Source organism: Ruegeria sp. BHSA123, assembly GCF_059613425.1.
In genome coordinates this window covers 1-24,392 of the sequence record NZ_JBXWSL010000038.1, presented here as the reverse complement: position 1 = coordinate 24,392, position 24,392 = coordinate 1, and the positions used below count along the sequence as shown (strand labels likewise).

At 57.7% G+C, this 24,392-nt stretch carries 25 protein-coding genes; 17 read left to right on the top strand and 8 right to left on the bottom strand.

Going from position 1 to position 24,392, the window contains the following annotated elements; genetic code table 11:
* Nucleotides 1–260 precede the first annotated feature (260 nt).
* From AC2FNC_RS15485 to AC2FNC_RS15455, 7 genes are all read right to left on the bottom strand, one after another.
* A complete protein-coding gene (locus AC2FNC_RS15485) occupies nucleotides 261–1,001 on the bottom strand; it encodes an outer membrane protein (RefSeq protein ID WP_480474891.1) in 741 nt (246 codons plus the stop codon).
* 209 nt (nucleotides 1,002–1,210) lie between these two features.
* Nucleotides 1,211–1,966 (bottom strand): ABC transporter ATP-binding protein, encoded by a 756-nt coding sequence (locus AC2FNC_RS15480; protein WP_480554287.1) that lies wholly within the window; start codon nucleotides 1,964–1,966, stop codon nucleotides 1,211–1,213.
* A 1-nt stretch (nucleotide 1,967) separates the two neighbouring features.
* Nucleotides 1,968–2,816 carry an ABC transporter ATP-binding protein gene (locus AC2FNC_RS15475; RefSeq protein WP_209506685.1) on the bottom strand — a complete coding sequence of 283 codons (849 nt, stop codon included), beginning with the start codon at nucleotides 2,814–2,816 and terminating at the stop codon, nucleotides 1,968–1,970.
* A complete protein-coding gene (locus tag AC2FNC_RS15470; RefSeq protein ID WP_480474889.1) occupies nucleotides 2,813–3,724 on the bottom strand; it encodes an ABC transporter permease in 912 nt (303 codons plus the stop codon). Before AC2FNC_RS15470 ends, AC2FNC_RS15475 begins: the two co-directional genes overlap by 4 nt.
* Entirely contained in the window at nucleotides 3,721–4,779 is a 1,059-nt protein-coding gene (locus AC2FNC_RS15465) for an ABC transporter permease (protein WP_480474888.1), read from the bottom strand. Before AC2FNC_RS15465 ends, AC2FNC_RS15470 begins: the two co-directional genes overlap by 4 nt.
* The gene (locus AC2FNC_RS15460) at nucleotides 4,780–6,375 is read right to left on the bottom strand and encodes an ABC transporter substrate-binding protein (protein WP_480474887.1); all 1,596 of its coding nucleotides are present in this window, start codon (nucleotides 6,373–6,375) and stop codon (nucleotides 4,780–4,782) included.
* Between the two features lie 34 nt (nucleotides 6,376–6,409).
* Nucleotides 6,410–7,465 (bottom strand): dipeptidase, encoded by a 1,056-nt coding sequence (locus AC2FNC_RS15455; RefSeq protein ID WP_480518278.1) that lies wholly within the window; start codon nucleotides 7,463–7,465, stop codon nucleotides 6,410–6,412.
* Between the two features lie 121 nt (nucleotides 7,466–7,586).
* Between AC2FNC_RS15455 and AC2FNC_RS15450 the strand changes: the two genes are divergently transcribed.
* Together AC2FNC_RS15450 and AC2FNC_RS15445 are read left to right on the top strand one after the other, a co-directional pair.
* Complete coding sequence (locus AC2FNC_RS15450) at nucleotides 7,587–8,498, top strand: LysR family transcriptional regulator (protein WP_496715812.1); 912 nt, start codon at nucleotides 7,587–7,589, stop codon at nucleotides 8,496–8,498.
* A 299-nt stretch (nucleotides 8,499–8,797) separates the two neighbouring features.
* Entirely contained in the window at nucleotides 8,798–9,196 is a 399-nt protein-coding gene (locus AC2FNC_RS15445) for a cupin domain-containing protein (protein ID WP_480518273.1), read from the top strand.
* A gap of 542 nt (nucleotides 9,197–9,738) precedes the next feature.
* Here the strand turns inward: AC2FNC_RS15445 and AC2FNC_RS15440 are convergent.
* Nucleotides 9,739–10,668 (bottom strand): LysR family transcriptional regulator, encoded by a 930-nt coding sequence (locus tag AC2FNC_RS15440; RefSeq protein ID WP_480481453.1) that lies wholly within the window; start codon nucleotides 10,666–10,668, stop codon nucleotides 9,739–9,741.
* Nucleotides 10,669–10,773: 105 nt separating this feature from the next.
* Here AC2FNC_RS15440 and AC2FNC_RS15435 point away from each other — a divergent pair, with 105 nt between their 5' ends.
* The 15 genes from AC2FNC_RS15435 to AC2FNC_RS15365 all read left to right on the top strand — a co-directional run.
* The gene (locus tag AC2FNC_RS15435) at nucleotides 10,774–11,733 is read left to right on the top strand and encodes a tripartite tricarboxylate transporter substrate binding protein (protein WP_496715809.1); all 960 of its coding nucleotides are present in this window, start codon (nucleotides 10,774–10,776) and stop codon (nucleotides 11,731–11,733) included.
* A 73-nt stretch (nucleotides 11,734–11,806) separates the two neighbouring features.
* Nucleotides 11,807–12,277, top strand: a complete 471-nt coding sequence (locus tag AC2FNC_RS15430; RefSeq protein WP_496715808.1) for a tripartite tricarboxylate transporter TctB family protein — start codon at nucleotides 11,807–11,809, stop codon at nucleotides 12,275–12,277.
* Between the two features lie 5 nt (nucleotides 12,278–12,282).
* A complete protein-coding gene (locus AC2FNC_RS15425; protein ID WP_496715807.1) occupies nucleotides 12,283–13,797 on the top strand; it encodes a tripartite tricarboxylate transporter permease in 1,515 nt (504 codons plus the stop codon).
* Nucleotides 13,790–14,887 (top strand): lyase family protein, encoded by a 1,098-nt coding sequence (locus AC2FNC_RS15420; RefSeq protein WP_496715806.1) that lies wholly within the window; start codon nucleotides 13,790–13,792, stop codon nucleotides 14,885–14,887. The genes AC2FNC_RS15425 and AC2FNC_RS15420 overlap by 8 nt, the downstream gene beginning before the upstream one ends.
* Before the next feature lie 102 nt (nucleotides 14,888–14,989).
* Nucleotides 14,990–15,436 (top strand): DUF2141 domain-containing protein, encoded by a 447-nt coding sequence (locus AC2FNC_RS15415; RefSeq protein ID WP_480481464.1) that lies wholly within the window; start codon nucleotides 14,990–14,992, stop codon nucleotides 15,434–15,436.
* A gap of 1 nt (nucleotide 15,437) precedes the next feature.
* Nucleotides 15,438–16,031 carry a TetR/AcrR family transcriptional regulator gene (locus AC2FNC_RS15410; RefSeq protein WP_496715804.1) on the top strand — a complete coding sequence of 198 codons (594 nt, stop codon included), beginning with the start codon at nucleotides 15,438–15,440 and terminating at the stop codon, nucleotides 16,029–16,031.
* Nucleotides 16,028–16,279: a hypothetical protein gene (locus AC2FNC_RS15405; protein ID WP_480481468.1), complete on the top strand. Its 252-nt coding sequence runs from the start codon at nucleotides 16,028–16,030 to the stop codon at nucleotides 16,277–16,279. Before AC2FNC_RS15410 ends, AC2FNC_RS15405 begins: the two co-directional genes overlap by 4 nt.
* 22 nt (nucleotides 16,280–16,301) lie before the next feature.
* Nucleotides 16,302–17,456 (top strand): aromatic ring-hydroxylating oxygenase subunit alpha, encoded by a 1,155-nt coding sequence (locus AC2FNC_RS15400; RefSeq protein WP_480481470.1) that lies wholly within the window; start codon nucleotides 16,302–16,304, stop codon nucleotides 17,454–17,456.
* Entirely contained in the window at nucleotides 17,453–18,517 is a 1,065-nt protein-coding gene (locus tag AC2FNC_RS15395; RefSeq protein ID WP_496715802.1) for a 2Fe-2S iron-sulfur cluster-binding protein, read from the top strand. The genes AC2FNC_RS15400 and AC2FNC_RS15395 overlap by 4 nt, the downstream gene beginning before the upstream one ends.
* On the top strand, nucleotides 18,510–19,049 hold the full coding sequence (locus tag AC2FNC_RS15390) for a hypothetical protein (RefSeq protein ID WP_480481474.1): 540 nt from the start codon (nucleotides 18,510–18,512) through the stop codon (nucleotides 19,047–19,049). The genes AC2FNC_RS15395 and AC2FNC_RS15390 overlap by 8 nt, the downstream gene beginning before the upstream one ends.
* Nucleotides 19,050–20,034: 985 nt before the next feature.
* On the top strand, nucleotides 20,035–20,868 hold the full coding sequence (locus tag AC2FNC_RS15385) for a hypothetical protein (RefSeq protein WP_480555495.1): 834 nt from the start codon (nucleotides 20,035–20,037) through the stop codon (nucleotides 20,866–20,868).
* A 180-nt stretch (nucleotides 20,869–21,048) separates the two neighbouring features.
* Nucleotides 21,049–21,255, top strand: a complete 207-nt coding sequence (locus AC2FNC_RS15380) for a helix-turn-helix domain-containing protein (protein ID WP_480442453.1) — start codon at nucleotides 21,049–21,051, stop codon at nucleotides 21,253–21,255.
* A gap of 166 nt (nucleotides 21,256–21,421) precedes the next feature.
* Nucleotides 21,422–23,119 carry a tyrosine-type recombinase/integrase gene (locus AC2FNC_RS15375; protein ID WP_480625619.1) on the top strand — a complete coding sequence of 566 codons (1,698 nt, stop codon included), beginning with the start codon at nucleotides 21,422–21,424 and terminating at the stop codon, nucleotides 23,117–23,119.
* Complete coding sequence (locus tag AC2FNC_RS15370) at nucleotides 23,119–24,162, top strand: tyrosine-type recombinase/integrase (RefSeq protein ID WP_480521523.1); 1,044 nt, start codon at nucleotides 23,119–23,121, stop codon at nucleotides 24,160–24,162. Before AC2FNC_RS15375 ends, AC2FNC_RS15370 begins: the two co-directional genes overlap by 1 nt.
* The coding region (locus tag AC2FNC_RS15365; RefSeq protein ID WP_496715800.1) for a recombinase family protein at nucleotides 24,159–24,392 on the top strand (234 nt) is incomplete at its 3' end. The genes AC2FNC_RS15370 and AC2FNC_RS15365, both read left to right, overlap by 4 nt.

The window sequence follows — 24,392 nt, the reverse complement described above, 5'->3', positions numbered from 1 at the left end:
CCCACAGTGCACTGGGCTATCGCCCGCCAGCACCTGAAACCATCATCCCGATGGATCACAGGCCGATGATGCACTAACAATCAAATCGGACCAGTCAGATGAGGCTGCTCAGTCGGCACAATTCCGTGACAGGCCCATAGAATTGGTCAACACGATCCGCAATGGCCAGGCACCATCCGAGCGCCATCCGTTTCCCCAAGTCATCGTCCAACCCCCAACACGTAACAGGTTAGTATCAAAGGATGCGCCTGACGTTATCTTCAGAACCTGTATGTTGCCCCCAGCAACGGGCCTGACTGGTCAAACCTGAAATCATTGCCGTTGATCTCATGATCAAAGGAGATATAGCGGTAGCCGCCCCGGATCAGCCATCTGTCATTGATTTCATAATCCGCGGTCAGCAGAACTTGCCAGGTTTCGCTACCGCTCCGAAATCCACCGTAATCCACAAATCCGGTCCCTGACCATTTGTCAGAAATCCGAACTCGTGCGCGGGCAGCGACGACCGGATCAGTCCAGTTGTCGTCGATCGTCACACTTCGCCCGGCGACGATCCCCGGTTGCAATCGGAATGTGGTTTCCGTGCTGAACCACCTGAACCCGCCGGCAAGGGCCACGCTGATCGCGGGTGTCTCATAAACACGGTATCCGACATAGCCGCTGAGAAATTGCGTGGTGGCGGAGGTGTCCAAACTCGAAAACGCTGGGCCGGGAGTTGAATTACTGAACGTCAAATCGGTGTAGTTATAGTCAGCAAGCAACAACCAGCGCCCGTTAGACGCGGAAATGCCGCCCATAAACGCAAAGTCCAGGTTTTCGAGAGCGTCTGAAAAACTCAACGTGCCGTCGATTGTTCCACTTGGTGTTCTAAGGGAAATATCCGTTTCGGCCATGAACAGATAAGCGGTGCCCGCAAAAGACCAGTCAGATTGCTGGGCTGAAATAGGCGGTGCGATCAGTAACGCAAACGCTATCGCCAAGTATTGCACCTTGCTTTTCATCAGTGACCTCGTTGCCAGAATTTATATTGCATTCCTTGCATACTTCACGGTTGCACAATTTGTAGCCTTTTCCAATATCTCGATCGCTGTACCGCCAACACGGTCCTTATTAATCACAGGATGCGTTCACACAGGAAATGCTAAAGGCCGCTGTCGTGCGTCACCCGAACTGATCATACGAAGGATAAATCCCGCTTCTAACGAAGTCGCTACTGGTTTGGGGCAACAGATGCGGTCAACAATTGCTTGGAATACTCGTGGCTTGGGTTCCCCAAACGCAGAGTTTCCGAGGACATGACCTCAACTATTTCACCATTTCTCATAACTGCCAATTGCTCGCACATATGTGCGATAACCGGAAGATCATGAGATACCATCAGATAGGTCAATCCGCGCTGTTTGCGCAGGTCAGTCAGCAGGTTGAGCACCTCGGCCTGAACGCTGACATCCAAAGCCGACGTGGGTTCGTCCAAAAGCAAAATGTCCGGCTCACCTGCCAAGGCCCTTGCGATTGCCACGCGTTGTCGTTGACCACCGGAAAGCTGGTGTGGATACCGAAACCGGAATCTTCGCCCAAGTCCGACGTCGTTGAGCAAATCGCTCACGCGTTTATCGATATCTTCAAACCCATGCAGATGAATTGTTTCACTGAGAACCTGATCAACAGTGTGCCGCGGATGCAAAGACGCGTAGGGGTCCTGAAACACCATCTGGACGGTCCGAAAGAATGACCGATCCCGCCGGGACCCGGATATAGCCTGACCTTCTACGCGGATTGTGCCCGACCATTGCGGTGCAAGCCCCGTTATTGCCCTCAGAATTGTCGACTTGCCGGAACCGCTTTCGCCAACAAGGCCAAAACTCTCGCCCTGCGCGACTTCAAGGTTTGCGTCTTTCACCGCATCGACCCGGTCGTGCGCGTGACCAAACCAGACATTCAGATGGTTGATTTCCAGTGCCTTCATTTCAGCCCCTCACGCTCGGGGCTTCGGACCAAGACGGATCGCGTGTGAGAACACTCAGGTGGGTGCATTTTTCATCAAGGCGCGGCAGCGAGTTTAGCAAGCCCTGGGTATAGGGATGTTGGGCCTGATGCAGCTTGTCAGCCTCGCAGACCTCGACGATCCGACCAGAATACATGATGAGGACACGGTCACAGAACTCAGACACCAGATTCAGGTCGTGGCTGATGAATATCAGGCCCATCCCCCGTTCCTTGACCAATCCATCCATGATGTTCAGCACCTGCCGCTGAACACTGACATCAAGCGCCGAAGTTGGTTCGTCGGCAATCAGAATCTTGGGATTGGGAATCAACATCATCGCAATCATAATGCGCTGCCCCATACCCCCAGACACCTCATGCGGGTATGCTCGCATCACCCGCTCAGGATCACGGATTGAGACGTTATCCAACATCTCGATAGCCATCTTTTTCGCGTGGGCCTTAGAGCCGGAATTGTGCTGGAGGTATGCCTCCATAAGTTGCTCGCCAACCGTGACCACCGGGTTCAGAGAAAACTTGGGGTCCTGCATCACCATCGAGATCTGCTTGCCTCGCACCTCACGCATCTCGCGCTCGCTGAGCTTCATCAGGTCTCGGCCTTCCAGATTGATGTGTTTGGCCTCGACGATACCCGGATTTCGGATCAGGCGCAGAATGGCCCGTCCCGTCATCGACTTGCCCGAGCCGCTTTCGCCGACAATCCCCAGACGCTCGCGCCCGAGCGAAAACGACACGCCACGCACGGCGTCAAACACGCCCTGACGGGTTGGGAAACGAACCCACAGATCTTCGATGTCGAGTAAGTTCATTGGCCACCGTCCTTTGGATCAAGCGCGTCCCGCAGGCCATCACCCAATAGGTTGAAGGCCAGCGAAACCGTGAAAATTGCTAGCCCCGGCACCGTTGCCACCCACCAGTGATCAAGGATGAAACGTCGACCCTCGGATATCATGGCACCCCATTCCGGACTTGGAGGTTGTGCCCCCAACCCCAGAAAACCAAGGCCGGCGGCGGCCAGGATGATCCCGGCCATATCCAGCGTGACCCGCACGATCAAAGATGAGATGCACAGTGGCCAGATATGCCGGGTGATGATGCGCAGCGGCCCGGCACCCTGAAGGCGGATCGCGTTGATATAGTCGGTTGACCGGATGGTCAGGGTTTCTGCACGTGCCATACGCGCATAGGGCGGCCATGCCGTGAGCGAGATTGCCAGAACCGCGTTTTCAATCCCTGCCCCAAGCGCCGCGACAAACGCCAACGCCAGAACAAGTCGTGGAAAAGCGAGGAAAATATCCGTGATGCGCATGAGGATTACATCCGTCCATCCCCCCACATATCCCGCAACCGTCCCGACCAGAAGCCCCGCAATCGGTGCGATGAGCGCCACAAGCGCCACGATGTACAGTGTAATTCGGGCCCCATAGATCAGGCGTGACAGAATATCCCGCCCCAAGCTGTCGGTTCCCAGCAAGTGCCCTTCAGCCCCGATGGGAAGAAGACGGCTGGACAGGCTCTGAACAAAGGGATCATGCGGCGCGAGAAAAGGCGCAAAGACCGCTGTCAGAACAAGGATGACAAGGATCGCAAACCCGACCATTGCCATCGAGTTTGATCGCAAAGTCAGCCAGCCTTTGTAGAAGCTGGCCAATCTGGCATGGCGGCGCGAAGTCGGCTCGTCGGTCAGCAGCCACTGGCGCAAGGTCATGTCGCTCATTTCGACCTCGGATCAAAGAATCGGTAAAGAAGATCCGAGAATATGTTCAGGCAGATAAAGATCAGCCCGACCACAACGGTTCCTCCAAGAACGGCATTCATATCGGCGCTCAGCAAAGCCGTCGTGATATAGCTGCCGATCCCCGGCCAGCTAAAGATGATCTCGGTCAGAACTGATCCTTCTAACAAGTTGGCATAGCTCAGTGCGATCACTGTGATCAGCTGCACTCGGATATTCTTGAAGGCGTGGCGCCAGATAACCTGCCTTTCAGACAGCCCTTTGACGCGGGCAGTGATGACATACTCGGCTGACAACTGTTCCAGCATGAAGGATCGGGTCATCCGGCTAATGTAGGCAAGCGAGTAGTACCCCAGCAAAGCTGCGGGCAGGATGATATGGGACAACGCGTTCCGGAAAACATCCCAATCCTGGGCCAAGGCACTGTCAAGCAAGATCAACCCTGTTCGCGTGGGAACAAGGTCTTCATAGAAGATATCCAGGCGGCCCGGGCCACCGACCCAGCCAAGTATCCCATAAAAGACCAAAAGCCCCATGAGCCCCAGCCAGAATATTGGCATTGAATACCCGACAAGCGCGACCACACGGGCGATCTGATCGATCCACGATCCGCGCTTGACTGCGGCGATCACACCAAGCGGAACACCCAGAAATATGCCAATCAAAACACCCAATGTCGCCAATTCCAGCGTAGCAGGGAAGACGCGGGCAATATCCTGAGAAACCGGGCGCGCATTCAGAAGTGAATCGCCAAAATCGCCGTGCAAAACATCCCAAAGGTAATATCCAAACTGAACCAGCAGCGGTTTATCAAGGCCAAGCTGTTGATAGACCGCATCATAAGTCGATTGCGATGCGCGTTCGCCTACGATCGCCAGCACCGGGTCGATCGGCATCACGCGACCGATAATGAAGGTCACGAAAAGCAGACCCAGCATTGTAATTGCGATGGTGCCAATAGTTTTCAGGATACTCTTGATCCAATGGATAAGAGGCGCCGAGCGGCGCCCCTCAGTTGGTCTTTCGGCCAGTGCCATTTACTTGGTCACCTGCCAATACGACGCCGAAGTTATCGCCTGACCGGTTGAGAAATTCGTCACGTTTTCACGCAGGGCCGATTGCTCGATCTGCTGGAACATGATGACAAACGGCGAAGTCTCGCGGAACTCGGCCTGGATTTCCTTGTACATGTCAGCGCGTTTCGCGGTGTCGTTTTCGACAACAGCCGCGTCCGTTTTGTCGGTCAGCCCGCCGGTATCCCAAGAATTCCGCCATGCCAGCAATCCTGTGGCATTGGCTTCGTCCGAGTTATCCGGGTTATAGGCAAAGGTACCTGCGTTCGTCTGCGGGTCGGGATAGTCCGGCCCCCATGCGCCAAGATAAACATCCAGTTCCCGCGCACGATACCGCGCCAGAATTTGTTTGGCGGTTCCCACGGTGATGTTCATCGTGATGCCAACCTGACTCAGCGCATTCTGCAGCGACTGGGCGATTTCGATCCGTTCCTGCGCTTCACGTACACCAACTTCAATCTCAAGCCCGCTTACACCTGCTTCATCCAGCAGTGCCTTGGCTTTTTCAACATCAAAGCTGAACGGCGTTTCGTCAGAGGCACCGAGATAGGTTTGGGGCAGGAAATTCTGGTGGATCGTGTATTGCCCCTTCAGGAAGCTGTCACGCATCCCTTCATAGTCAACCAGGTATTTGAACGCCTGCCGAACCTGAGGCTTGCTAAGCTCGGGGTGTTTCTGGCTCAGCGAAACATACATCAGGCGGCCCTTAAGCTCGTCTGCGATCTTTACGCCGGCAACAGATGAAGCGCCGGCAACATCTTCTGGGTTCAGGTTGCGCGCGACATCGATATCACCACGTTCCAGCAACAGGCGCTGGCTGGCGCTTTCCTGAACGTGGCGGACAACCACACGCTCCATGGCCGGAGCACCCAAGTAGAAATCAGGGTTCGACTTCAGTGTTACGCTTTCATTGGGCTTCCAACTGACCAGGCTATAAGCACCAGATCCAGCAGTATTGGTCTTGAGCCATTCGTTGCCCAGATCGCCATCCTTGTCGTGTTCCATCACCGTCTTCTTATCGACAATGCCGCCGATGGTAGCGGTCAGACAGTTCAGAACGAAGGATGTCGCATAGGGTTTGTCCGTTGTGATTGTCAGAGTGTTGCCATCCGCGACAATCGTTTGTTCGACATTTTCCGGCGTGAACCCAAACTGGGTCAGGATAAATGCCGGGGTCTTGTTTAGAATGATCGCACGACGCAGTGAAAATTCAACATCTTCGGCCGTCACCGGATTCCCGGAATGAAAGGTCAGTCCTTCCCTGATATTGAAAGTAATCGATTTGCCGTCTTCAGACACATCCCAACTTTCAGCGATGTCGGGCTGATAGCCGGCATCCAGATTGAGCGGGTCGAAGTTCACCAGCTTCTGATAGACATTCCGGCTGACATCCGAACCCGCAAACTCAAAGCTTTCGGCCGGATCCAGCGTCGTGATATCGTCGATACGATGCGCAATAACCAGCATGTTCGGCGGCGTTTCGGCCATTGCCGAAGTCGAGGTCACGGCCAGCGCCAATCCCAGCGCCGCACCGGTAAGCAATCTGTTAAATGCGTTCATTTTGTCCTCTCTGTCATCAAGTCTTCACTAACGGTTACGATCCCCAGGTCTTCTCAAGAACACGCAACCAGTTTTCGTGGCAGAGCTTCTTGATGAGCTCTTCGCCGTATCCATGGGTCACCATGGCATCCCTCAATCGAGGCAGCATCGAGACGTCCTTCACGTCGTCCGGCACGACTGCCCCGTCATAATCGGACCCAAGCCCGACCCGGTCTTCACCCATTATCCCGATCAGGTGGTCAAGGTGCTTCAGAACCTGCGTCAACGGCACATCGGAAAGCATCCGACCATCCTCGCGCAGAAACGCAGTGGCAAAATTCAACCCGACCATCCCGTCGCTTTCCGCGATGGTGCGAAGCTGGTCATCGGTCAGATTCCGCGCGTGCGGACAGATGGCATGGGCATTCGAATGCGTGGCGACCAAAGGCGCATCCGAATACCGCGCTACATCCCAGAAACCATTTTCATTGAGATGCGACAAATCCAGCATGATCCCCAGCGCGTTGCAACGCTGCACAAGCCGCAGTCCATGATCTGTCAATCCAGGGCCAGTATCCGGCCCCGATGGATATCTAAACGGCACACCATGGCCGAAAATGTTGGGTCGGCTCCACACTGGCCCAAGCGATCGCAACCCCGCTGCATGAAACACGTCAAGCGAATGCAGATCGGCATCAATCGCCTCGGCACCCTCAATGTGAAAAATGGCCGCCATCTGGCCTTGCGCCATGCTGTTCCGGATATCCGAAACCGATCGAACCACTTTCAACGCCCCCAAACGTTCCAGTTCCAGCAGGATCGCAATCTGCCCCAGCGCTGAAGGCAGAGCATCTTCAGCGTCAATATGATTGGGAAGCGGCAGGTCATAGCTGGGCTGGACCATTTCTTCCATTTTTGCATCGGCATCGATAGGCGAAGGCACCCAAACGGCAAAGAAGCCTCCGCCAAATCCACCGGCCTTGGATTTAACAGAGTCAATCGCACCTTCGAGCCCGGTCAGGAAACGGCCCGCTTCGGGCAGACCACCTGACGAGGCCAGTTTTGACAGAACATCATTGTGCCCATCAAAGATAAGAGGGGAGGTGCTCAAACTCACTTTACCCAGGTTAGTGTCATTTCGACACACGCTAACAGACGTAATCATCATAATTGTAAAAAATCTTGATGAGTTTTACTCATAGAGCTAGTCGGAATCATGCGGGTGCCCAGCAATGAAGAAACCTCGCAACTGGCATTCTTTGCCGGAATACCAGGCGCTCCGTGCGCTCATGCAGTCTGGAACAACAGCAGCCGCCGCACGACAGCTCGGCTTGTCTCAGTCTGCGGTCAGTCGCTCGGTCAGCAGCCTGGAGGATCGGTTGGGTAGAACACTGTTCGAACGGGATGCAGGCAGATTGCGACCGACGCAAGAAGCCGTAAGGCTGAATATGCGATTGGATCCTTTGTTCGAGGCTTTGGACAGGATCGATGGCCCGGGCGAAACAGTGCAAGAAACACTGCGTCTCGTTGCACCACCCAGCTACGCTCATCGATACATCGTTTCCCTCATCGCCAGTTTCATTCGCGGGAATCCCGGTTTTTTCGTAAACCTTGAGGTGACAACATCAGATATGGTCACGCTAGGCGTGCTTGAGAATCGATTTGATCTTGCCGTGACCGGGATTGAACAAAGCCGCGCTGGCATCAAACTTATTCCATTTCGCGAGTCACCAGCCGTTTGCGTCATGCGCCCTGAACATCCTCTGTCTGAACGCACCGTTCTGACGCCTTCAGACCTGCATGAGCAAGAGTTGATCGCACTGACATATCGACACGGGCGGCGCGGGCAGCTGGACCGGTTGCTTCAACAGGTGCGTGCCAAACCGAGGATCGTTGCCGAAGTTTCAACCTCATTTGCCGCTGCCGACATGGCGCGCGAAGGACTGGGGCTGTCTGTTATCAATCCCTTTCCCGTCTACCATTACCGATCTCCCGATCTGGCATTTGTCCGATTTGAATCTCCAATGCGGTACCGGGGCCATTTTGTGGTCTCGGATCAAAATCCGGTTCCAAGGATCGCACGGGCATTCATACGGCATCTGCGATTGAACACCCCTCCGGACCCTTTTTCTGACCCGAGATAATGAAATCTTTCCAAGGTTCTTCACTGGCAACACTCCATGTGGCCGCCCAACAGGGATGATTTTGGAGGGGGTTGTTCGAGGTGCAGACCTCTCATGGCTACGTGCACAGTTTGGTATGAGTAACGTCCGCGAATATGGCTTTCTTTGTCCTTATTTATCTCAGGCCGTATCCCCCGGCATGCGGTTCGTTTATTTGGCTCTTAAGTTCCTCTACCCGCAACCCGCCTGTGATTTCCCTACGTTTCGTAGCGAAGCTGGCGTATCATTATCTCGCTCAAGTCTTAGGAAGGAATACCTAAATGGCGGATTGTGTGAAACTGCGCCCCGGCGAAACCTATACCGGGAAACAGGGGTTCGATTACTTCGAAGGCATCGCCAGACAGACGGTAGGAAGCCAAGCTATCTGCATGCATCTGCTTACGGTCCCGCCCGGAGGGCGCGCCAGGGCGCATAAACATGAGACACATGAAACCGCGATTTATGTGATTTCCGGGTCTGCGAAGATGTATTGGGGCGACAGGCTGGAACACGTTATGGAAACGCAAGCAGGAGACCTGATCTATATACCGGCAAACACTCCGCACCTTCCGTTCAACGATGGGAATGAACCCGCAGTTGCAGTTATCGCGCGCACGGACCCGAACGAACAGGAAAGCGTTGTTCTAATGCCTGAACTTGAGGACCTTGTACCGAGGTGACGCAAAATACTGTTGGGGGCCAGCTGCGCAGTTTTCTAACCCCTATTGCTTCCACGGTGCTTCCAGCGCCAAAGCTCCAATGCAAAACGCCCCGCGGGTTGCGAGGCTAAGTGTTTGATATTCGGCCTAGAAGAATGGTTGCGGGAGCAGGATTTGGCCTTTGTCGAACCACAGCGCTTCTGAGAATACCCAGATGAACTTAAGGCCAAAGTTAACAAGAGCAATCTGATTGTAAAAACCATGCCTAAAGTGGATATTCGACTAGTAGTCGACCAGCAACTGCTTTGCGGACCTTCCAGACCTTGAGGTTTTCGCATACTGCTGTCGCAGAAAGACCCGTGCAGTTGCAGCATCACGCTCGTGGCGCCGCAGCAGATTTCCCGTTTCCGGCCATTCACCCGTGCAGCTTTGGCCAATATCCATACCGACCATTCGCTGCAGGCTGATCGTGCGATTGAGGCGCGCAACAAACCGATCTTTGTGAGGGAAAAATCAACGGCGAGCGCGATTTTGTCCCATTCATGGCTCCGGTGAAATTCAGCTCAACCATTTTGCCTGCGAGTTAGGCTGTGCATGGTTTGGCTTGAGGAGCACACATGGTCGACGTGCAGGGCCAGGATCTCCCTAAAACAGTCTGCGGCCTCGTTGGGCTTTTGCACCTTAGGGAGTAACAAACCAAACGTCATCCATCTCTCGGGCTCGATTGGAACCACAGAAACCCTGCATCGAAACGGGTGGGCAACCATCTCATCCGCAATCGTGATCCCAGCACCTTCCGCGACCAGAGCGCAGGCCAGCTGCGATGCAGAAACTTCGTGCGTTTTGCGCGGCGTCACGCCTGCCGAATTGAATGTGTCATCCAACTGATCGCGCAGCAGCAGCCCATGCATCAAACGAATGACGGTATCGTTGGCGAGCTGATCGGCGGTCACTTGGTCTGCATCCGACAACGGATGGTCCTTCGGCAGAATGGCCAATGCCCGGACCCGGACCAGCGGTGCCGTCCGAATATCAGGATGGCTGACCGGAAGGGCCGCGATGCCGATGTCGTATTCCTGCCCGGCCAGCCATTTTCCAGCCTCGCGGCGGGCGCGCACATCGAGGGTCACGTTTACGTCAGGGTACGCTTGAATGAACTGCCCGACAGCGGGCGCAGACAGGAATTGGGCAATCCGTGGCATCGTCACGATCCTGAGGCTTTCGGTCCGGCCCGCCCGGATTTCCCCTGCAATCCGGGGAATCTCGTCAAGATTGTCGAGGATGCGCCCGGCCTCGCGGTAGAACGCAATCCCTTCTGTGGTGGGGGACAGGCTGCGCCCGCTGCGGTCAAACAGCCTTAGTTTCAGTTCAGCTTCCAGACCGCTGATCAATCGGCTGATGGCAGGCTGGCTCAGATGCATGACCTCAGAGGCGGCGGCGACGGAGCCTTCGGAAAAGGCATAGCGGAAGGCGCGAAGCGCTTTGATGTTCATAGCCTCGACTCTTTACTATTTTGCAGTATTAGATGCTATCTTTGCAGAAATCGCAATCCAAGCGCCTGCTAGAAAGGCTGCGTCACTATTTTTGGAGGAGCCCAAATGAAACGCAGAGCATTCCTTGGTGCTGTTACAGCTGCGGCGGCGCTGGTCGCGACCGCCACTGCCAGCCACGCGGCTGACTGGCCAAAACGCCCCATCAACCTGGTCGTGCCTTACAAGGCCGGGGGCGGGACAGACGCCTATGCGCGTGCCATCTCTGCCGCCGCAGAAGGTGTGCTGGATGTGCCGGTTGTCGTCGTGAACAAGCCCGGCTCGGGCGGGCTCAATGGCGCCAATGCCGTGGTCGGGGCCCGGCCTGACGGATACACGATGATGATGACCTCGGGCGGGTCGTTCCTGCTGTCGACCATGACGCGCGACACCAAAATCGACGCGCTGGACAGCTTTGATTTCGTGGCGCAGGTTGGTCAGTTGCGCACGTCTCTCATGGTGCCGACGGGCAGCCCCTATCAGACCGTGCAGGATGTCATTGACGCGGCAAAGGCAGATCCTGGTTCGCTGCGTTGGGCCCATTCCGGTCGCGGTGGATTCCACCATGTGGGCGGTCTCGGCTTCCTGGCCAATAACGGGATCGAAGCGCAGGATGTCCCATTCAAAGGCGGCGGCCCAACCCGTGCGGCCCTGATCGGTGAGCAGGCCGATTTCGGCTTCCTTGGGGTGCAGCAGCTTCGTGGATTTGAAGAGCAACTGCGCGCCCTGGCCATCAACAGCGCTGACCGCGACACGATCATGTCCGATGTTCCCTCCTTCGGAGAGCTGGGCCTTCCCTTCGCCGCCGTGTCGTCTCCCGTGATCGTATTCGCGCCCAAAGGCACACCGACCGAAGTCATTTCCGCCATGGAAACGGCACTGGCCGAGATTGCCGCCAAGCCGGAATTCGCCGAGCTTCTGGCCGAACGCGGCACCGGCCCGGTCTACGCAAGTGGGGCAGACGCCAAGGCCACATTGACCGCAATGAAAGCGGATGCCGCTCCGTTGGTCGAGACCTTGAACAACTGAGCCGGGCGGTGGTCTGGCCGGCATCAGCTCCGGCCCGGCCATCCCATCTCAACTATTTCCGAAGGAGGACGCCATGCGGGATATGGTCGAAGGAATTGTACTCGCGCTATTGTCTCTGATCGCGATCTGGGGCGCCTGGCAGGTCCCTGCCGCAAGCCCCGGCGACACCTGGGCCGGGGTCGTGCCATTCGCTGCCTCGGTTGCCCTTCTGGCGCTTTCAGGCCTGTTGTTGTTCAGCGGGATGCGCGCCACGCAGACAGGTCACGACGTTGCCCAAGAACGTGACACCGGCACGCTCGACATCCTGATCCTGTTTGCGGTTGCGCTGATCTATCAGCAATCCTTCCGCTGGTTTGGCTATGTCCTGCCCACGGCAATTGTTGCTCCGGTGGTTCTCTACATCTTCGGTGTCCGCAACTGGATCGGGCTGGCTGTATCCATGATCGCCTGCCCGCTCATCTTCCACATCATCTTCTTCGAGCTGCTCGGTGTCTTCCCGCCCTATGGCGAGGTGTTCGACCTGCTCGACTGGTTCCGGGGGTAAACCTAATGGAGATCTTTCCCGCCCTTCTGTCGGTCATCACCGATCCGACGCTTCTGTTCGCCATCGTTCTGGCTGCTGCCGTCGGCATGATCGTCGGCGCCACGCCCGGCCTCACCGCCTCCGCGGCCATCGCAATGCTCCTGCCCATCACCTTCTACATGTCGCCACTGTTTGCGCTGGCGTTCCTCTATGTGATCGGCAAATCCGGGCGTTATGGCGGCTCGGTTGCCGCGATCCTGTTCAACACGCCCGGAACGGCGGCAAGTGCCGCAACGCAGATCGACGGCTATCCGCTGGCCCGCGCCGGCAAGGCCGGAAAGGCGATGAAGGTCGCCACAATCTCGTCGGTCATCGGTGATTTCATGGGTGATTTCATGCTCGTGATCGGCGTAGGGTTCATCGCCGCCATCGCGCTCAAGCTCGGCCCGCCCGAAACCTTCGCCATCTATTTCGCAGCCTTCGTGGTGATCGGGTCGGTGATCGGAAAATCGGTCACCAAGGGCCTGATCTCGGCCCTGCTCGGCATCCTCGTGGCCATGGTCGGCCTCGATCCGATCTCCAGCGAGGAACGGTACACGTTCGGTTCGTTCGAGCTGTCGAACGGCATCGGCCTAGTCCCGCTCATGATCGGTGTCTTCGTGCTGGGCGAGGTCTTTGCCCAACTCGAAGAGCGCAAGAAGGCAAAAGGCGAGGTCCGGGAAAACGAAAGCGATCCCACCGGGCACAGCCTCACTTACGAAGAATACAAACCCTGCATCCCGCACGCCGTCCGGGGCGGGTTCATCGGGGCGGGGATCGGCGTTCTGCCGGGGCTCGGCTCGGCCATCGCGGCCTTCATCTCCTACGGCGAGGGTAAGCGCCGCGCCAAGAACCCCGAGCAATGGGGCAAGGGCGCATTGGAGGGCGTCGCCGCGCCCGAGGCCGCCAACAACGCTGTGTCCGGCCCGTCGATGGCACCGCTTCTGACCCTCGGCATCCCGGGTTCGACCATCGGGGCCATCCTGCTGGGCGTCTTCCTGATCCACGGCATTCAGGTCGGCCCCACCCTGTTCCTAACGGACAAGGAACTGGTCTATCAGCTCTTTGCCTGCGGGATGTTGGGGATCCTTGCCTACGGGGTGATCGGCTATTTCGGCGCCACGCAGGTCGCGCGCCTGATCCTGAAAGTTCCGGTCAACGTGCTCTACCCGCTGATCTTCATGACCGCCTTTGTCGCCGCCTATTCCGCCCGCGGTTCGATGTTCGACGTGACCGTCATGACCGTGGCCGGTTTCGTGGGCTGGCTGATGCGCAAGTTCGACTTCAACGTTGCGGCGTTCGTGATCTCGTTCGTGCTGGCCAAGGGGGCCGAGGAAACGTTCCGTCAAGCATTGCTGATGTCCGATGGCGGCGCGCTCATCTTCATCGAACGCCCCATCGCCGCCGGTTTCCTGCTGCTCGGGCTCGTCGCCATGGGCTTGCGCATCCGGTCGATCATGAAGGAACGCCGGATCGCAGAGGGTGGGCTGGACGATGCTTGATTACCGAATCTACCGCAACTGCTTCTCCTCCGCCGAAATGCGGAGGATCTGGTCCGAGCCTGCCACCATCGCCGCCTGGCTGAAAGTCGAACAGATCCTTGCCCGCTGTCAGGCCGATCTGAAACTGATCCCCGATAACGCGGCTGCGGTGATCGAAACTGTCGGCGTCTCCGATCTGGACACCGAAGCGCTGGCCGCCGAGATGGACCTGGTCGGCCGCCCCATCGTGGGGCTGGTGAAACAGCTGCGCGCGCTGGCGGGCGAGCACGGGTGCCACGTTCACCACAGGGCCACCACGCAGGACATCATGGATACGGCCACGGTCATGCAGATGAAGCTTGGCCTTGCGGAAATTGAGACCGGCACAACCCGGCTGATCGGTCTGCTGGACGGCCATATCCGCGCCCACCCCTCGACCGTGCTAATGGGGCGCACCAATGGTCAACACGCCGTTCCCGTGAAATTGGCAACCAAGCTGACCGTCTGGCGCTCGGAGCTTGTGCGGCGCAACGAGGCTTTGCAGCAAGCCGCTACCCGAGGTCTCAACGTGCAGATCGGCGGCCCGGTCGGAGACCTGCGAGGTTATGAGAACGGATCCGGAGAACGGATCAAATCCGCTGTTGCGGAACGTCTCGGCCTTGGCGTTGTCGAGCCGCATTGGCAGAACGCCCGCGATAGCATAGCGGATATCGTCGCTGCGCTCGGCGTCCTTTGCGCCTCGCTCTGCAAGATTGCCCACAATATCAACCTGCTGTCATCATCCGACATTGCCGAGGTCTCCGAAGATCATGTCAACGGCAAGGGTGCGTCCTCGTCCATGCACCACAAGCGCAATCAGCGGGCTTCCGAATTCATGGAAGCAGTCTCCCGCCTTGGCCGGCAGCAAGCCGAACAGATCGGAGAATTCACGCTGCATGAACATGAAAGGTCGGGCGGTGCCTGGATCGGAGAATGGGTGATCGTGCCCGAGGTGTTCCTGCTCACCTCCGGGGCTTTGCACTGGGCTCAGGCACTGTTTGAGGGGCTGACCTTCCATCCCGACATGATGGCGGAGCGGTGCCGGGCTTCGGTCGCTGAGCCAGCCGTCTGATGCGCTGGCGCTGCCGCCGCTTTCTAAACATTTGCTGTCATCATTGACAATCAACTCGCATCTCCCTAAATGCTGTCAAAGATGACAATTTAAGGTGACCCGATGCGATCTTTCAAACTCCCCTCAGCCGCTGGCCTTGCCGCAGCCCTCGGATGCGGGGCGCTCGCCCAATCGCCCGAAACCGCTCCCCTCTCTGTGACCGTCGACGGGCTTCGGAACGGGAACGGCGCGGTGATCGTGGCAGCCTTCGATCAGGCCGAAGCCTTTCAGGCGATGGACATGACCAAGGCCGCCGCGATGGCCCTTGTTCCGGCCGCAGGCACTAAGGTCGCGGTCACCTTTCACGATCTGCCGCAGGGGGCTTATGCCTTTGCCGCGTTGCATGACGAAGATCTGGACGGCGACCTGGACATGAAAGGCGAAGTGCCGACCGAGGGCTACGCCTTTGCCGCCATGGGGCGCCGCGGCTTGCCGTCGAAATTCGAGGATGCGGCGGTTACCGCTGGCGAGGCCGCTGTATCGACATTGCGGCTGAAATACTGGAACTGACATGGTTGGGCGTCCTTCAAACCGCGACGAACGCTATGCGCAGGTGATGCAGGCACTGGTGCGATGTGTGGCACGCTTTGGATTAGAGGGCGCCTCTCTGACCCAGATTGCAGCCGAGGCCGGGCTGACCCGCCCGCTGATCCGGCACCATCTGGGCAATCGCGAAGAAATGATTGCGGCGCTGCAGGACTATGTTCTGCACAGCTTTGCCGAACAGACCGAGGCCCTGATCGAAGCCCTGCCGCCGGACGCGGCCGGTGCGGCGCTGGTCGATCTTCTGTTTACCGACACCGCCGGGTCGTCCCCGGATATGGTGCTGGCCTTCGCTGCGCTGACAGCACGCGCTGCCGAGGACGCCGACCTGCGCGCCGCCTGCCGCGAGTCCATGCTGGGCTTCGAGGCCGCGATCACCCAAGTGCTGCGCAAAGACTACCCGCAAGCCGACCATCACGCCGTCGACGCCGCGGCCCATGGCATTATCGCGCTGTATCTGAACGTGGCGTCCCTGGCGCCGCTGAGCATGCCGCAAGACTGGACGCAAACCGCCTACACCCTCGCGCGTAACCTGCTGGAAGGATTGAACGACCCATCATGAATCAGACCCGCGCACTCAACTACGTCGCCTTCGCCGCGCTGATGATCACGACGGCACTTGGCTATCAGTCGCTCTGGGGGCTGCTGTTCCTCTACTGGACGGTCCAGAGTTACCACACGGGCTATGCGTTCCTGCTGTCGGACGTGACGCGCGAAGAAGACCCGGTTCTGTACTGGCTGATCCTGATCGCCTGGATCGTCTTCTGCATCCTGCTGGTGATGGCCGATTTTCTGCCCGGTTGGGGCTGATACCATTCTTAGGAGTACTTGAATGACCCGAATGCTGCACCTGCTGCCCGTCGAGGCCTATACCTCGCAGGCGTGGTTCGACCGCGAAATGCGCGACATCTTCTCAAAAACCTGGCGCTACGCGGGGTTCATGGAGGATGTCAGCGAACCCGGTCAGTACATCACCGTTCAGGCCGGACTGAACAACATCTTCATCGTGATGGGCCGCGACCGCCGCCTGCGTGCGTTTCACAACATCTGCCGCCACCGCGGCACGCAACTGATCCGCGCCGTCGGCAAGACGCAAAAGGCGCTGACCTGCCCCTATCACGACTGGACCTATGATCTGGAGGGCAACCTGATCTCGGTGCCCGAAGAACAGGAAGAATTCGGTCAGGTCGACAAATCCTGCCTGGGCCTGAAACCCGCCAGGGTCGACATCTGGAAGTCGATGATCTTTGTGCACCCCGACCCCGACGCGCCCTCGATCGCCGAATGGTTCGGGCCGGTCGAGCCGCATATCGGCCCGCACGTTCCCGAAGAACTGGTCGAATACGAAGAACTGAACAACAGCTACGAGATCAAGGCCAACTGGAAGGTGGTGGTCGAGAATTACATCGACGTCTACCACCTGAGCCATCTGCATTCGAACACGCTGCAGATGTATGACCACAAGGCGGCGAAATACCACTGGGAAGGCCCCCACTACATGTTCTGGGAACCGCCGGTCGAGGCATTCCTAAAGGATCAGGAGGCCAAGCTGATCGCCCCACGGGTGATCCCAAAGGACATGAACGGCGCCTGGGTACCGATGCTGTTCCCGGGGATCGGGCTGGCCGGGTCCGAGGATGGCTGGAACATCTTCATTGTCGAACCGCTGGGCCCTGAACTGACCCGCGTCAGCAACCGGGGGCGGGTCTCGAACAGCTCTGGCTGGGATTTTGCCAAGCAGGAAATGCGGTCCTCGAATTTCTGGACCAAGTTCGGCCTCAGCGGCAAGTACGAAGACCATGACGCCATGAGCGAGGATGACCCGATGGTCGCGGGCGACTTCACCGGCGAGGATATCTATGCCTGCGAACAGCAGCAGAAATCGTTGAAATCCCCTTATTTCGAAACTGGTCCCGCCGCCGTCGGCGAAAGCCCGGTGGTCGATCACCAGAAGGTCGTTCTCGAATGGTTGGGAGAGGGCAAATGAACGCACGCAGCTTCCACCCGCTGACCGTTCTCGACACCCGCGACGAAATCGGCGGCATGGCCAGGACGGTCATGTTCGACGTGCCTGACGGCCTGCGCGAAACCTTCGCCTGGCGGCCCGGCCAGCACCTGTCGTTCCGCATTGCGGTGAACGGAGAGGAACAGCGCCGCAGCTACTCGATCTCGTCCTCGCCTTTCACCGGTGATCCGCTGCGGATCACAGTGAAGCGGGTTCGGGACGGTGTGGTCAGCAACCACATCAACGACAACGTGCGGAAAGGAGACGTGATCGAGGTGATGCCGCCCTTTGGCGGGTTCTGCCTCGATCCCGGCGCAACGTCGCGACGCACGCATTACTTCTTTGGCGCCGGCTCTGGCATCACACCGCTTTATGCGATGCTCAGCTCGGTCATGGCGGCAGAGCCCAACTCCTTCGCGCATCTGGCCTATGGCAACAACAACGAAAAATCCATTCTGCTGCACGATGAACTGAACGCCGTCTGGGAAACCAATCCCGAGCGGATGACGGTCCATCACATCTTTTCCAAACCCGGTTTCTGGTCCTCTGCCGATTACTGGCGCAAGGGCATTATCGACAAACCCGCGATCGAGGCGCTGATCGCCGAGAACCCACCCTATGCGCAGGACGCGCACTACTATATCTGCGGGCCGGGCGGGATGAACAAGGCGGTCAAGGCCGCATTGATGTCGCTCGACGTGCCCGCCAACCGCATCCACATGGAAAGCTATGGCGGCGTGGCAGAGCTCGACACCAGCGTTGAAGGCGTGGCCGCAACGGCAGACATCACACTCGGCGGCACCCGGCATTCCATCGACGTGGCCAAGGGGCAAACGGTTCTCGAAGCGGCCAAATCCGCAGGGCTGAAACCACCCTTTTCCTGCCAGTCGGGCGTCTGCGGCGCCTGCCGCGCCAAGCTGACCAAAGGCGATGTCCACATGCGCGCCCGCATGGCGCTCGAGGACGCGGATATTGCGAAAGGGGCGATCCTGACCTGCCAGTCGCTGCCGGTGACGGAAGCCCTGGCGCTCAGCTATGACTGATCGCTTCAAGGGCGACGAGGCCGGTACATTCTTCATCGCATGTATCGGCCTCACCCTGGTGACCTGGCGCATAAGCTTCACACTCGGCGCCTATGGCGAGGTGTTCTACACTGATTTCATCACCATCTGGCTCGTTTCGCTTGCCGCATTGGCTGCAGGTATGGTGATCGAGCGGACAGAGGACAACGTGCGCTATCTGACGTGGTGGGGCAGTGTTCTTCTTCTGTTGCCAAGCACGATGATGACCGCAACATTCTGGGCTCCTGACGTTACCGCGCTGCAAGGTGTCTTGCCATTGCTCCTTCTACCATCCATCCCTTACATCGCGTACATTCTGCTTTCCGTCGCAGTGCCAGAAGCGATTGAATTGCACAACCGCCGCCTTTTGCTCAGGCTGATTGTCATTGTATTCTCAGTCAACGTGGTCAGTTTTCTGGTCGGCATATTCAACTATGTGTTCATGTCCTGCGATGATTTCGCCTTGGCCGGAGATCTACCACCAAAAAACTGCTGGAGCGCTGCACCAAATTGAGTTGTTTGGGTACGCGTATGAACATGAAGGCCAATGTATTGACTACAGCCGTTCTTATTTGGCATCGCCTGCGATGGTTTCTCTGCGATCAGTTCCAGTGACCGGTTCTCCCGCTGCCTTGCAGCGATAAGGTTCGGACCTGTGTGAAACTTCTAGTGCCGTGTGCATTCGCAGCGTGAAAGTTAAATTCACAGGTTGGGCTCGGAGTTGCCGTTCTCTGCGCCGCGCATCAAAGGCTGGTCACAGCCCACAAACATCCCGACTTGCCATCAGACAATACCCGGCCCCCGCTCCTTCCCCCCGTCATGCGGGAGAAGGCCCTTCGCTTTCAGGTTCGTATCCACGCGATGCCTTTTGTCGGTGGCCAGCCGCTTCCCCACAGGCTTCTCACCTGCCCCGCTCTGACCGCGCACGGTCTCGGCGGTCCCCGATCCGTCTGGTGTCGAATGACAACCATCGGCCGGTGGGTTCCGTTGTCGCGTTTCTGCACCGGGCCAGAAGGAGCCGCATCGGTGCGGGTTGGGGTAGTCCCCGAACCATAGTTCACCTTTGGAGGCCGGTTGGTGAACGTACCGTGGTCACCGCTTTTTTTGATCGTTCACCAGGGGAAGCAGCAAGAATAAACCGGGCGCAACGGAGACGGGGAAGACCCATCCCGGCCCGGAACGTCCGATTTTGTGTTCGTGCTAACTAAGTGTATTGATCTGGTTTTTTTACTCGTTGGGTTTCACACGGTCACCCTCTCCACAATTAGTAGCTGGCCCGAAGCGCCGCAGCCCCCAAATAGCGCAGGCGGTTCGGGCCAGCGGTTCGATACTGAATCCGAAGCCAAATTGTTCGCTTTCCGTTCTCATATTTGTATGTAATTTTTGACAAAGTCGACTCGTCTTAATCAGCACGCTTTCTCAGCAAACAGCGTTGACGTTGTGCGCAACCGCTGTTGAACGAGTCGCCTGACCCTGAAGTGTTCCAAACGGAGAATATAATGAGCGCCAATTCGAACAGCGGTCAGAGTGGCAACCATGACGTTGCAGATACCGAGGGTGACTACTCCATTTATCCGCACATGGATGGGATCAAATGCTCGATGTCATGGAAGCTCGGCAGTTATGGCGAACGCGGTGCTCTCTCTGATGACATGATCGAGAGCTTGGCTGAACGGTTTGACCTGCCAACTAAGCTCGTACGCGAGCTCTCTGTGCTTCTTGGGAATTGCCTCAACAACGATGAAGACATCGCAATCAACCTGACCGAGGTCCGGCGCTCGCAAGCGATTGAACGAGGTCAAAAGCACCTCAAGACACTCCTGCGGGAAGCCAAACGGGGCACAATTACTGCACAAGAGCTCCGGAACGCATTGGGCACGCTTTCGACCTATTTCGCGTCGACACCGAATGATGCAGAACTTCTTCCCCAAATGCTCGACAAACTTGAGACTGCGACAACGTTTACTCAGGACATCAACGATGACATTCGACACATCTTCGAGACACCCGGTGCGGCTGCGGAGATGTCGCCGCGTGACAAGCGGTTCTCACGCGACAAACGCCGTCAGTACATCGTCGAGAGCTGCTGCTATATCTGGAAAGATGCCGGTCGCCCCCTGACCTACACGACATACTCAGACGGCCGCCCGGGAGGACAACGGCAAGGGCCACTGATTACCTTCATCCAGTCCGTCGTGAAGATGATCACCGAGCCGGGGCAAATCCTGAGCGGTGAGACGATCCGCGTGGATATTGACGATTTTCGCGACAGGCTTGAGCGCGAAGAGAAAGAGCGTTGGGCCCCGCCGGAAACAAGCAATCAATACACTTAGAATGAGCAAGCCTGCGTTGTCATGGTCATGTCATGACACGCGTTCCTGCCATACCCCCTTCAGACAACCACGCGCACCGGCAGGTTGAGACAGCGATTGACCAGTTGGTCCGATTGTTGGCTGCCCAGACAGTACGGGAACTGGGCCGGAACGCCTCTGACCAAAAGGAGGCGCATCAGGATGCCACAGATCAAAGCAAAGAATAAACAAATCCGCAAACTTCTGTCGGTGAAAGACGTCGCTGAACTGGACAATTGCTCGGAGAAGACGGTGCGCCGTGCGATTGCGGCTGGCCTGCTTGAGGTTATTCGGGTGGGCCCTGGCGGACGCCTCATCCGCATTGATCCGGCAGCTCATGCCGCCTACCGGCAGGCACAGTGCTGGTAGGTAATCGCGACCATTAATGTCTATTAATGTCAATGTGTTAAGCGCATTTCGGGAAGAGGGCATCCCCGTAAGTTGCGAACTTTCTGTGCTACGCTTTTCCCGAATCGGACCCCCTGTCCACACCCGTCCACCCGAGACCTGACATGTCCAAAGGAACGCAAACCCGATGACTAAGCAGAGACCCGTTCCATTGACATTGGCCTTCGTCAAAGCCGACACACCGATGTTTGCCGACCTTATCGAACAGCTGCACTCCGACACCTCTCTTTCTGACGCGCGCCGCCGCGACTTGATCTCCGGCCTGCGCCGTGTGGCCAAAGCCCTTGGGCTGCCGCCAGAGGATGTGCCCTGCGATAGCCGCTGGTTGCAACCTCGTTTGGCCAAAATCGCCCCAGCCACACTCGGTCTCACACCAAAGAGTTGGCAAAACGCGGTCAGTGATGCGCGGGCTGCGCTCTCTCACTTCGGGCTGGTGGAACGGCGCTTCAACCGGATCGAAGATCTGCGTCCTGCCTGGAAAGCGCTCTGGGCGAATGTACTGGCGTCCGGTGACAAGACATTGCAACCCGCGCTCTGCCGCTTCGTGCACTTTCTAAACCGGCAGGGCGTTGAGCCTGCCAACGTATGTTCAGACCATGCCGCGGCCTATCGAGAAGCCCTTGCGCATAATGAGATCAGCAAATCACCGGATGTCGCATATCGGGCTGCGGTCAACGGCTGGAACCTGGCGGTCCGACGTATTTCTGCATGGCCCAAGGCCATCCTGCCTCTGGAAACGCGTCGGAAGGTCATCACCTTTCCAGCGACTGATTTTCCGGCGCCATTCCAAACTGCTCTTGCAAAGCTGATGCATCGTCTGTCCAATCCAGACCCCTTGGCAGATGACGGTCAGAACAGAGCACTCCGATCCGCGACCCTGTCCCAATACCAAAGACAGTTGGTTCGGTTTGCCTCCGAACTCGTTCACTCTGGTATCCCGATCGCGGAGATTGGCGGATTGGACGTCCTGATCAATCCGGTGATGGCTGAACGGGGTTTGCGCCAGATGTTATCGCGCACCAACAACCAGGCCACAAAGATGATCAGTGAGATAGCCGCGTTGCTCCGCAACCTGGCCCGGATACTCAATGCACCCGATGACGCCCGCGATGCATTGGCCGGGCTTGCCGCGCGCCTGGCCGTCAAGCCTCAGAATGGCATGACCCAAAAAAACCGAAGCCGGCTGCGGGTGTTGCAGGAGGACCGGCATCAGCAGCGCCTGCTGCTCCTGCCTGAACGGATTTTCGCGCGACCACGCGGCACGTCCAAGCCGTATGGCTGGGCTCTGGCACGCGAAGATGCGCTCGCCATCGCCATCTTGCTGGTCTGCCCGGTTCGCGTGAAGAACCTGGCTGACATCCACCTGGAACGCCACCTGCACCGTCCCGGTGATGGCCGAGCCTACCTGGTTCTGGAAGACGGCGAGACAAAAAATGAGCGACCTGTCGAGTTCGAGATCCCGCGTGATGTATTGCGCATGATCGACGTTCATCTCAAATCTCGCTGTCCGGAACTCTGCCCCGCTGGAACGCCTTGGCTGTTTCCCCGCAGGGATGGTCAGCATTCGGTTGATCCCGGCGTTCTGGCTGCGCGCATCTCCAAACGGATCCGGAAAGAGACGGGGTTGGAGATGAACGCCCACCTGTTTCGACATTTCGCGGTGATGAACTGGCTCGACGCTAATCCCGGCGGCTACGAGGTTGCGCGCCGGTTGCTCGGGCATTCGGAGGTCAGCCACACCATCAACATGTATTCCGGTCTTGAGGCACGGTCGGCAACACGTGCCTTTGCCGACCTGATAGAATCTAAGAAAGGGCGTCGATGATGAGCCTTGTTCTGCCGCTCGACGAATGGCCCGCGCAAGACCGGGAGATGTGGCTCAACCTTCAGGCGGGAGGTGGACCGCTTGACGATTGCGGCGCGCTCTCACATCTACGCGCGACCTCGTTGAAGACTTTGGAGTTGCGCTATGCCCGATGGCTGCAATGGCTGATTACATGCGATGCGAAGGCGATCACACTGCCTCCGGCTCGACGCGCGACTCTGCCGCGCATGTCCGCTTGGCTTCGGGACCTCTCACACACCCGGCCAATGACCCAGTTGATGTTCATTGACGGCGTTTTGCGTATCCTCTCCGCGGCTGACCCTACGCAGGACTGGTCCGCTCAGCGGAAGTTGAAAGCGGGATTGAAGCGCGCCGCGGGTCGAGGTGATCGGGATCGCAAACTTGGGCGTGTGTTGTCCAGCGAGGTTCTATTCCGTGTAGGTCTGATTCTGGCGACGGGTCATGCAGAAGCGGCGCCAACACCGCTGCGCCGTATGATGTGCCTGCGGGATGGCACCATGATAGCCATGCTGGCTTTGATGCCGATGCGGCGACGCGCCTTCGCAGGCCTTCAAATTGGCATATCCTTGCATGTCACAGCAGACACCATGACCGTCGCGCTCCCGGGGGATCTGACCAAATCAGGGCAGCCATGGGAGGCTGATGTTCCCCAGAGCGTTGAGCCGCTCTTGCGTCGCTATGTCAACGAAGCCCGTCCCTTTTTAATGGAGCGTGGCCAACAACAACACGATGTCTTGTGGGTCGGCAGGACAGGCGCACCATTAAAGCAAGATGCGCTGAGCCCCCGGATCGCGGAGCAGACCCTGAAGCTGACGGGTCGCCGCATCCCACCGCATTTCTTCCGGGATGCTGCCGCGACAACCTTGGCCCGCTCTTCTCCGGAACACGCCAAGCTAATTCGACCAATTCTTGCGCATACGAGCTTCGGAACCGCCGAGCACCACTACATCCACGCCCAAACCATTGAAGCGGGCCGCGACTACGCGGCTTTGATCGACCTAAAGAGAAAGGCCAGACGATGACCCGAGTTGCAATCTATGCCCGCTTCTCCAGCCAGATGCAGAGAGACGCATCCATCGATGACCAGATGCGTTTGTGCCGGGAACGTGCAGAGCGGGAAGGCTGGACTGTTGTCGACGCCTATTCTGATCGGGCGGTCTCTGGTGCGTCCATGTTGCGTCCCGGGCTGCAAGCACTCTTCAATGCAACTCAGGAAGGACGGGTTGATCTGATCTTGGCAGAGGCGCTGGAT

Coding starts and splice junctions, on each gene's coding strand:
- AC2FNC_RS15485 (WP_480474891.1), bottom strand. CDS start 1,001: ATGAAAAGCAAGGTGCAATACTTGGCGATAGCGTTTGCGTTACTGATC.
- AC2FNC_RS15480 (WP_480554287.1), bottom strand. CDS start 1,966: ATGAAGGCACTGGAAATCAACCATCTGAATGTCTGGTTTGGTCACGCG.
- AC2FNC_RS15475 (WP_209506685.1), bottom strand. CDS start 2,816: ATGAACTTACTCGACATCGAAGATCTGTGGGTTCGTTTCCCAACCCGT.
- AC2FNC_RS15470 (WP_480474889.1), bottom strand. CDS start 3,724: ATGAGCGACATGACCTTGCGCCAGTGGCTGCTGACCGACGAGCCGACT.
- AC2FNC_RS15465 (WP_480474888.1), bottom strand. CDS start 4,779: ATGGCACTGGCCGAAAGACCAACTGAGGGGCGCCGCTCGGCGCCTCTT.
- AC2FNC_RS15460 (WP_480474887.1), bottom strand. CDS start 6,375: ATGAACGCATTTAACAGATTGCTTACCGGTGCGGCGCTGGGATTGGCG.
- AC2FNC_RS15450 (WP_496715812.1), top strand. CDS start 7,587: ATGAAGAAACCTCGCAACTGGCATTCTTTGCCGGAATACCAGGCGCTC.
- AC2FNC_RS15445 (WP_480518273.1), top strand. CDS start 8,798: ATGGCGGATTGTGTGAAACTGCGCCCCGGCGAAACCTATACCGGGAAA.
- AC2FNC_RS15440 (WP_480481453.1), bottom strand. CDS start 10,668: ATGAACATCAAAGCGCTTCGCGCCTTCCGCTATGCCTTTTCCGAAGGC.
- AC2FNC_RS15435 (WP_496715809.1), top strand. CDS start 10,774: ATGAAACGCAGAGCATTCCTTGGTGCTGTTACAGCTGCGGCGGCGCTG.
- AC2FNC_RS15430 (WP_496715808.1), top strand. CDS start 11,807: ATGCGGGATATGGTCGAAGGAATTGTACTCGCGCTATTGTCTCTGATC.
- AC2FNC_RS15425 (WP_496715807.1), top strand. CDS start 12,283: ATGGAGATCTTTCCCGCCCTTCTGTCGGTCATCACCGATCCGACGCTT.
- AC2FNC_RS15420 (WP_496715806.1), top strand. CDS start 13,790: ATGCTTGATTACCGAATCTACCGCAACTGCTTCTCCTCCGCCGAAATG.
- AC2FNC_RS15415 (WP_480481464.1), top strand. CDS start 14,990: ATGCGATCTTTCAAACTCCCCTCAGCCGCTGGCCTTGCCGCAGCCCTC.
- AC2FNC_RS15410 (WP_496715804.1), top strand. CDS start 15,438: ATGGTTGGGCGTCCTTCAAACCGCGACGAACGCTATGCGCAGGTGATG.
- AC2FNC_RS15405 (WP_480481468.1), top strand. CDS start 16,028: ATGAATCAGACCCGCGCACTCAACTACGTCGCCTTCGCCGCGCTGATG.
- AC2FNC_RS15400 (WP_480481470.1), top strand. CDS start 16,302: ATGACCCGAATGCTGCACCTGCTGCCCGTCGAGGCCTATACCTCGCAG.
- AC2FNC_RS15395 (WP_496715802.1), top strand. CDS start 17,453: ATGAACGCACGCAGCTTCCACCCGCTGACCGTTCTCGACACCCGCGAC.
- AC2FNC_RS15390 (WP_480481474.1), top strand. CDS start 18,510: ATGACTGATCGCTTCAAGGGCGACGAGGCCGGTACATTCTTCATCGCA.
- AC2FNC_RS15385 (WP_480555495.1), top strand. CDS start 20,035: ATGAGCGCCAATTCGAACAGCGGTCAGAGTGGCAACCATGACGTTGCA.
- AC2FNC_RS15380 (WP_480442453.1), top strand. CDS start 21,049: ATGCCACAGATCAAAGCAAAGAATAAACAAATCCGCAAACTTCTGTCG.
- AC2FNC_RS15375 (WP_480625619.1), top strand. CDS start 21,422: ATGACTAAGCAGAGACCCGTTCCATTGACATTGGCCTTCGTCAAAGCC.
- AC2FNC_RS15370 (WP_480521523.1), top strand. CDS start 23,119: ATGAGCCTTGTTCTGCCGCTCGACGAATGGCCCGCGCAAGACCGGGAG.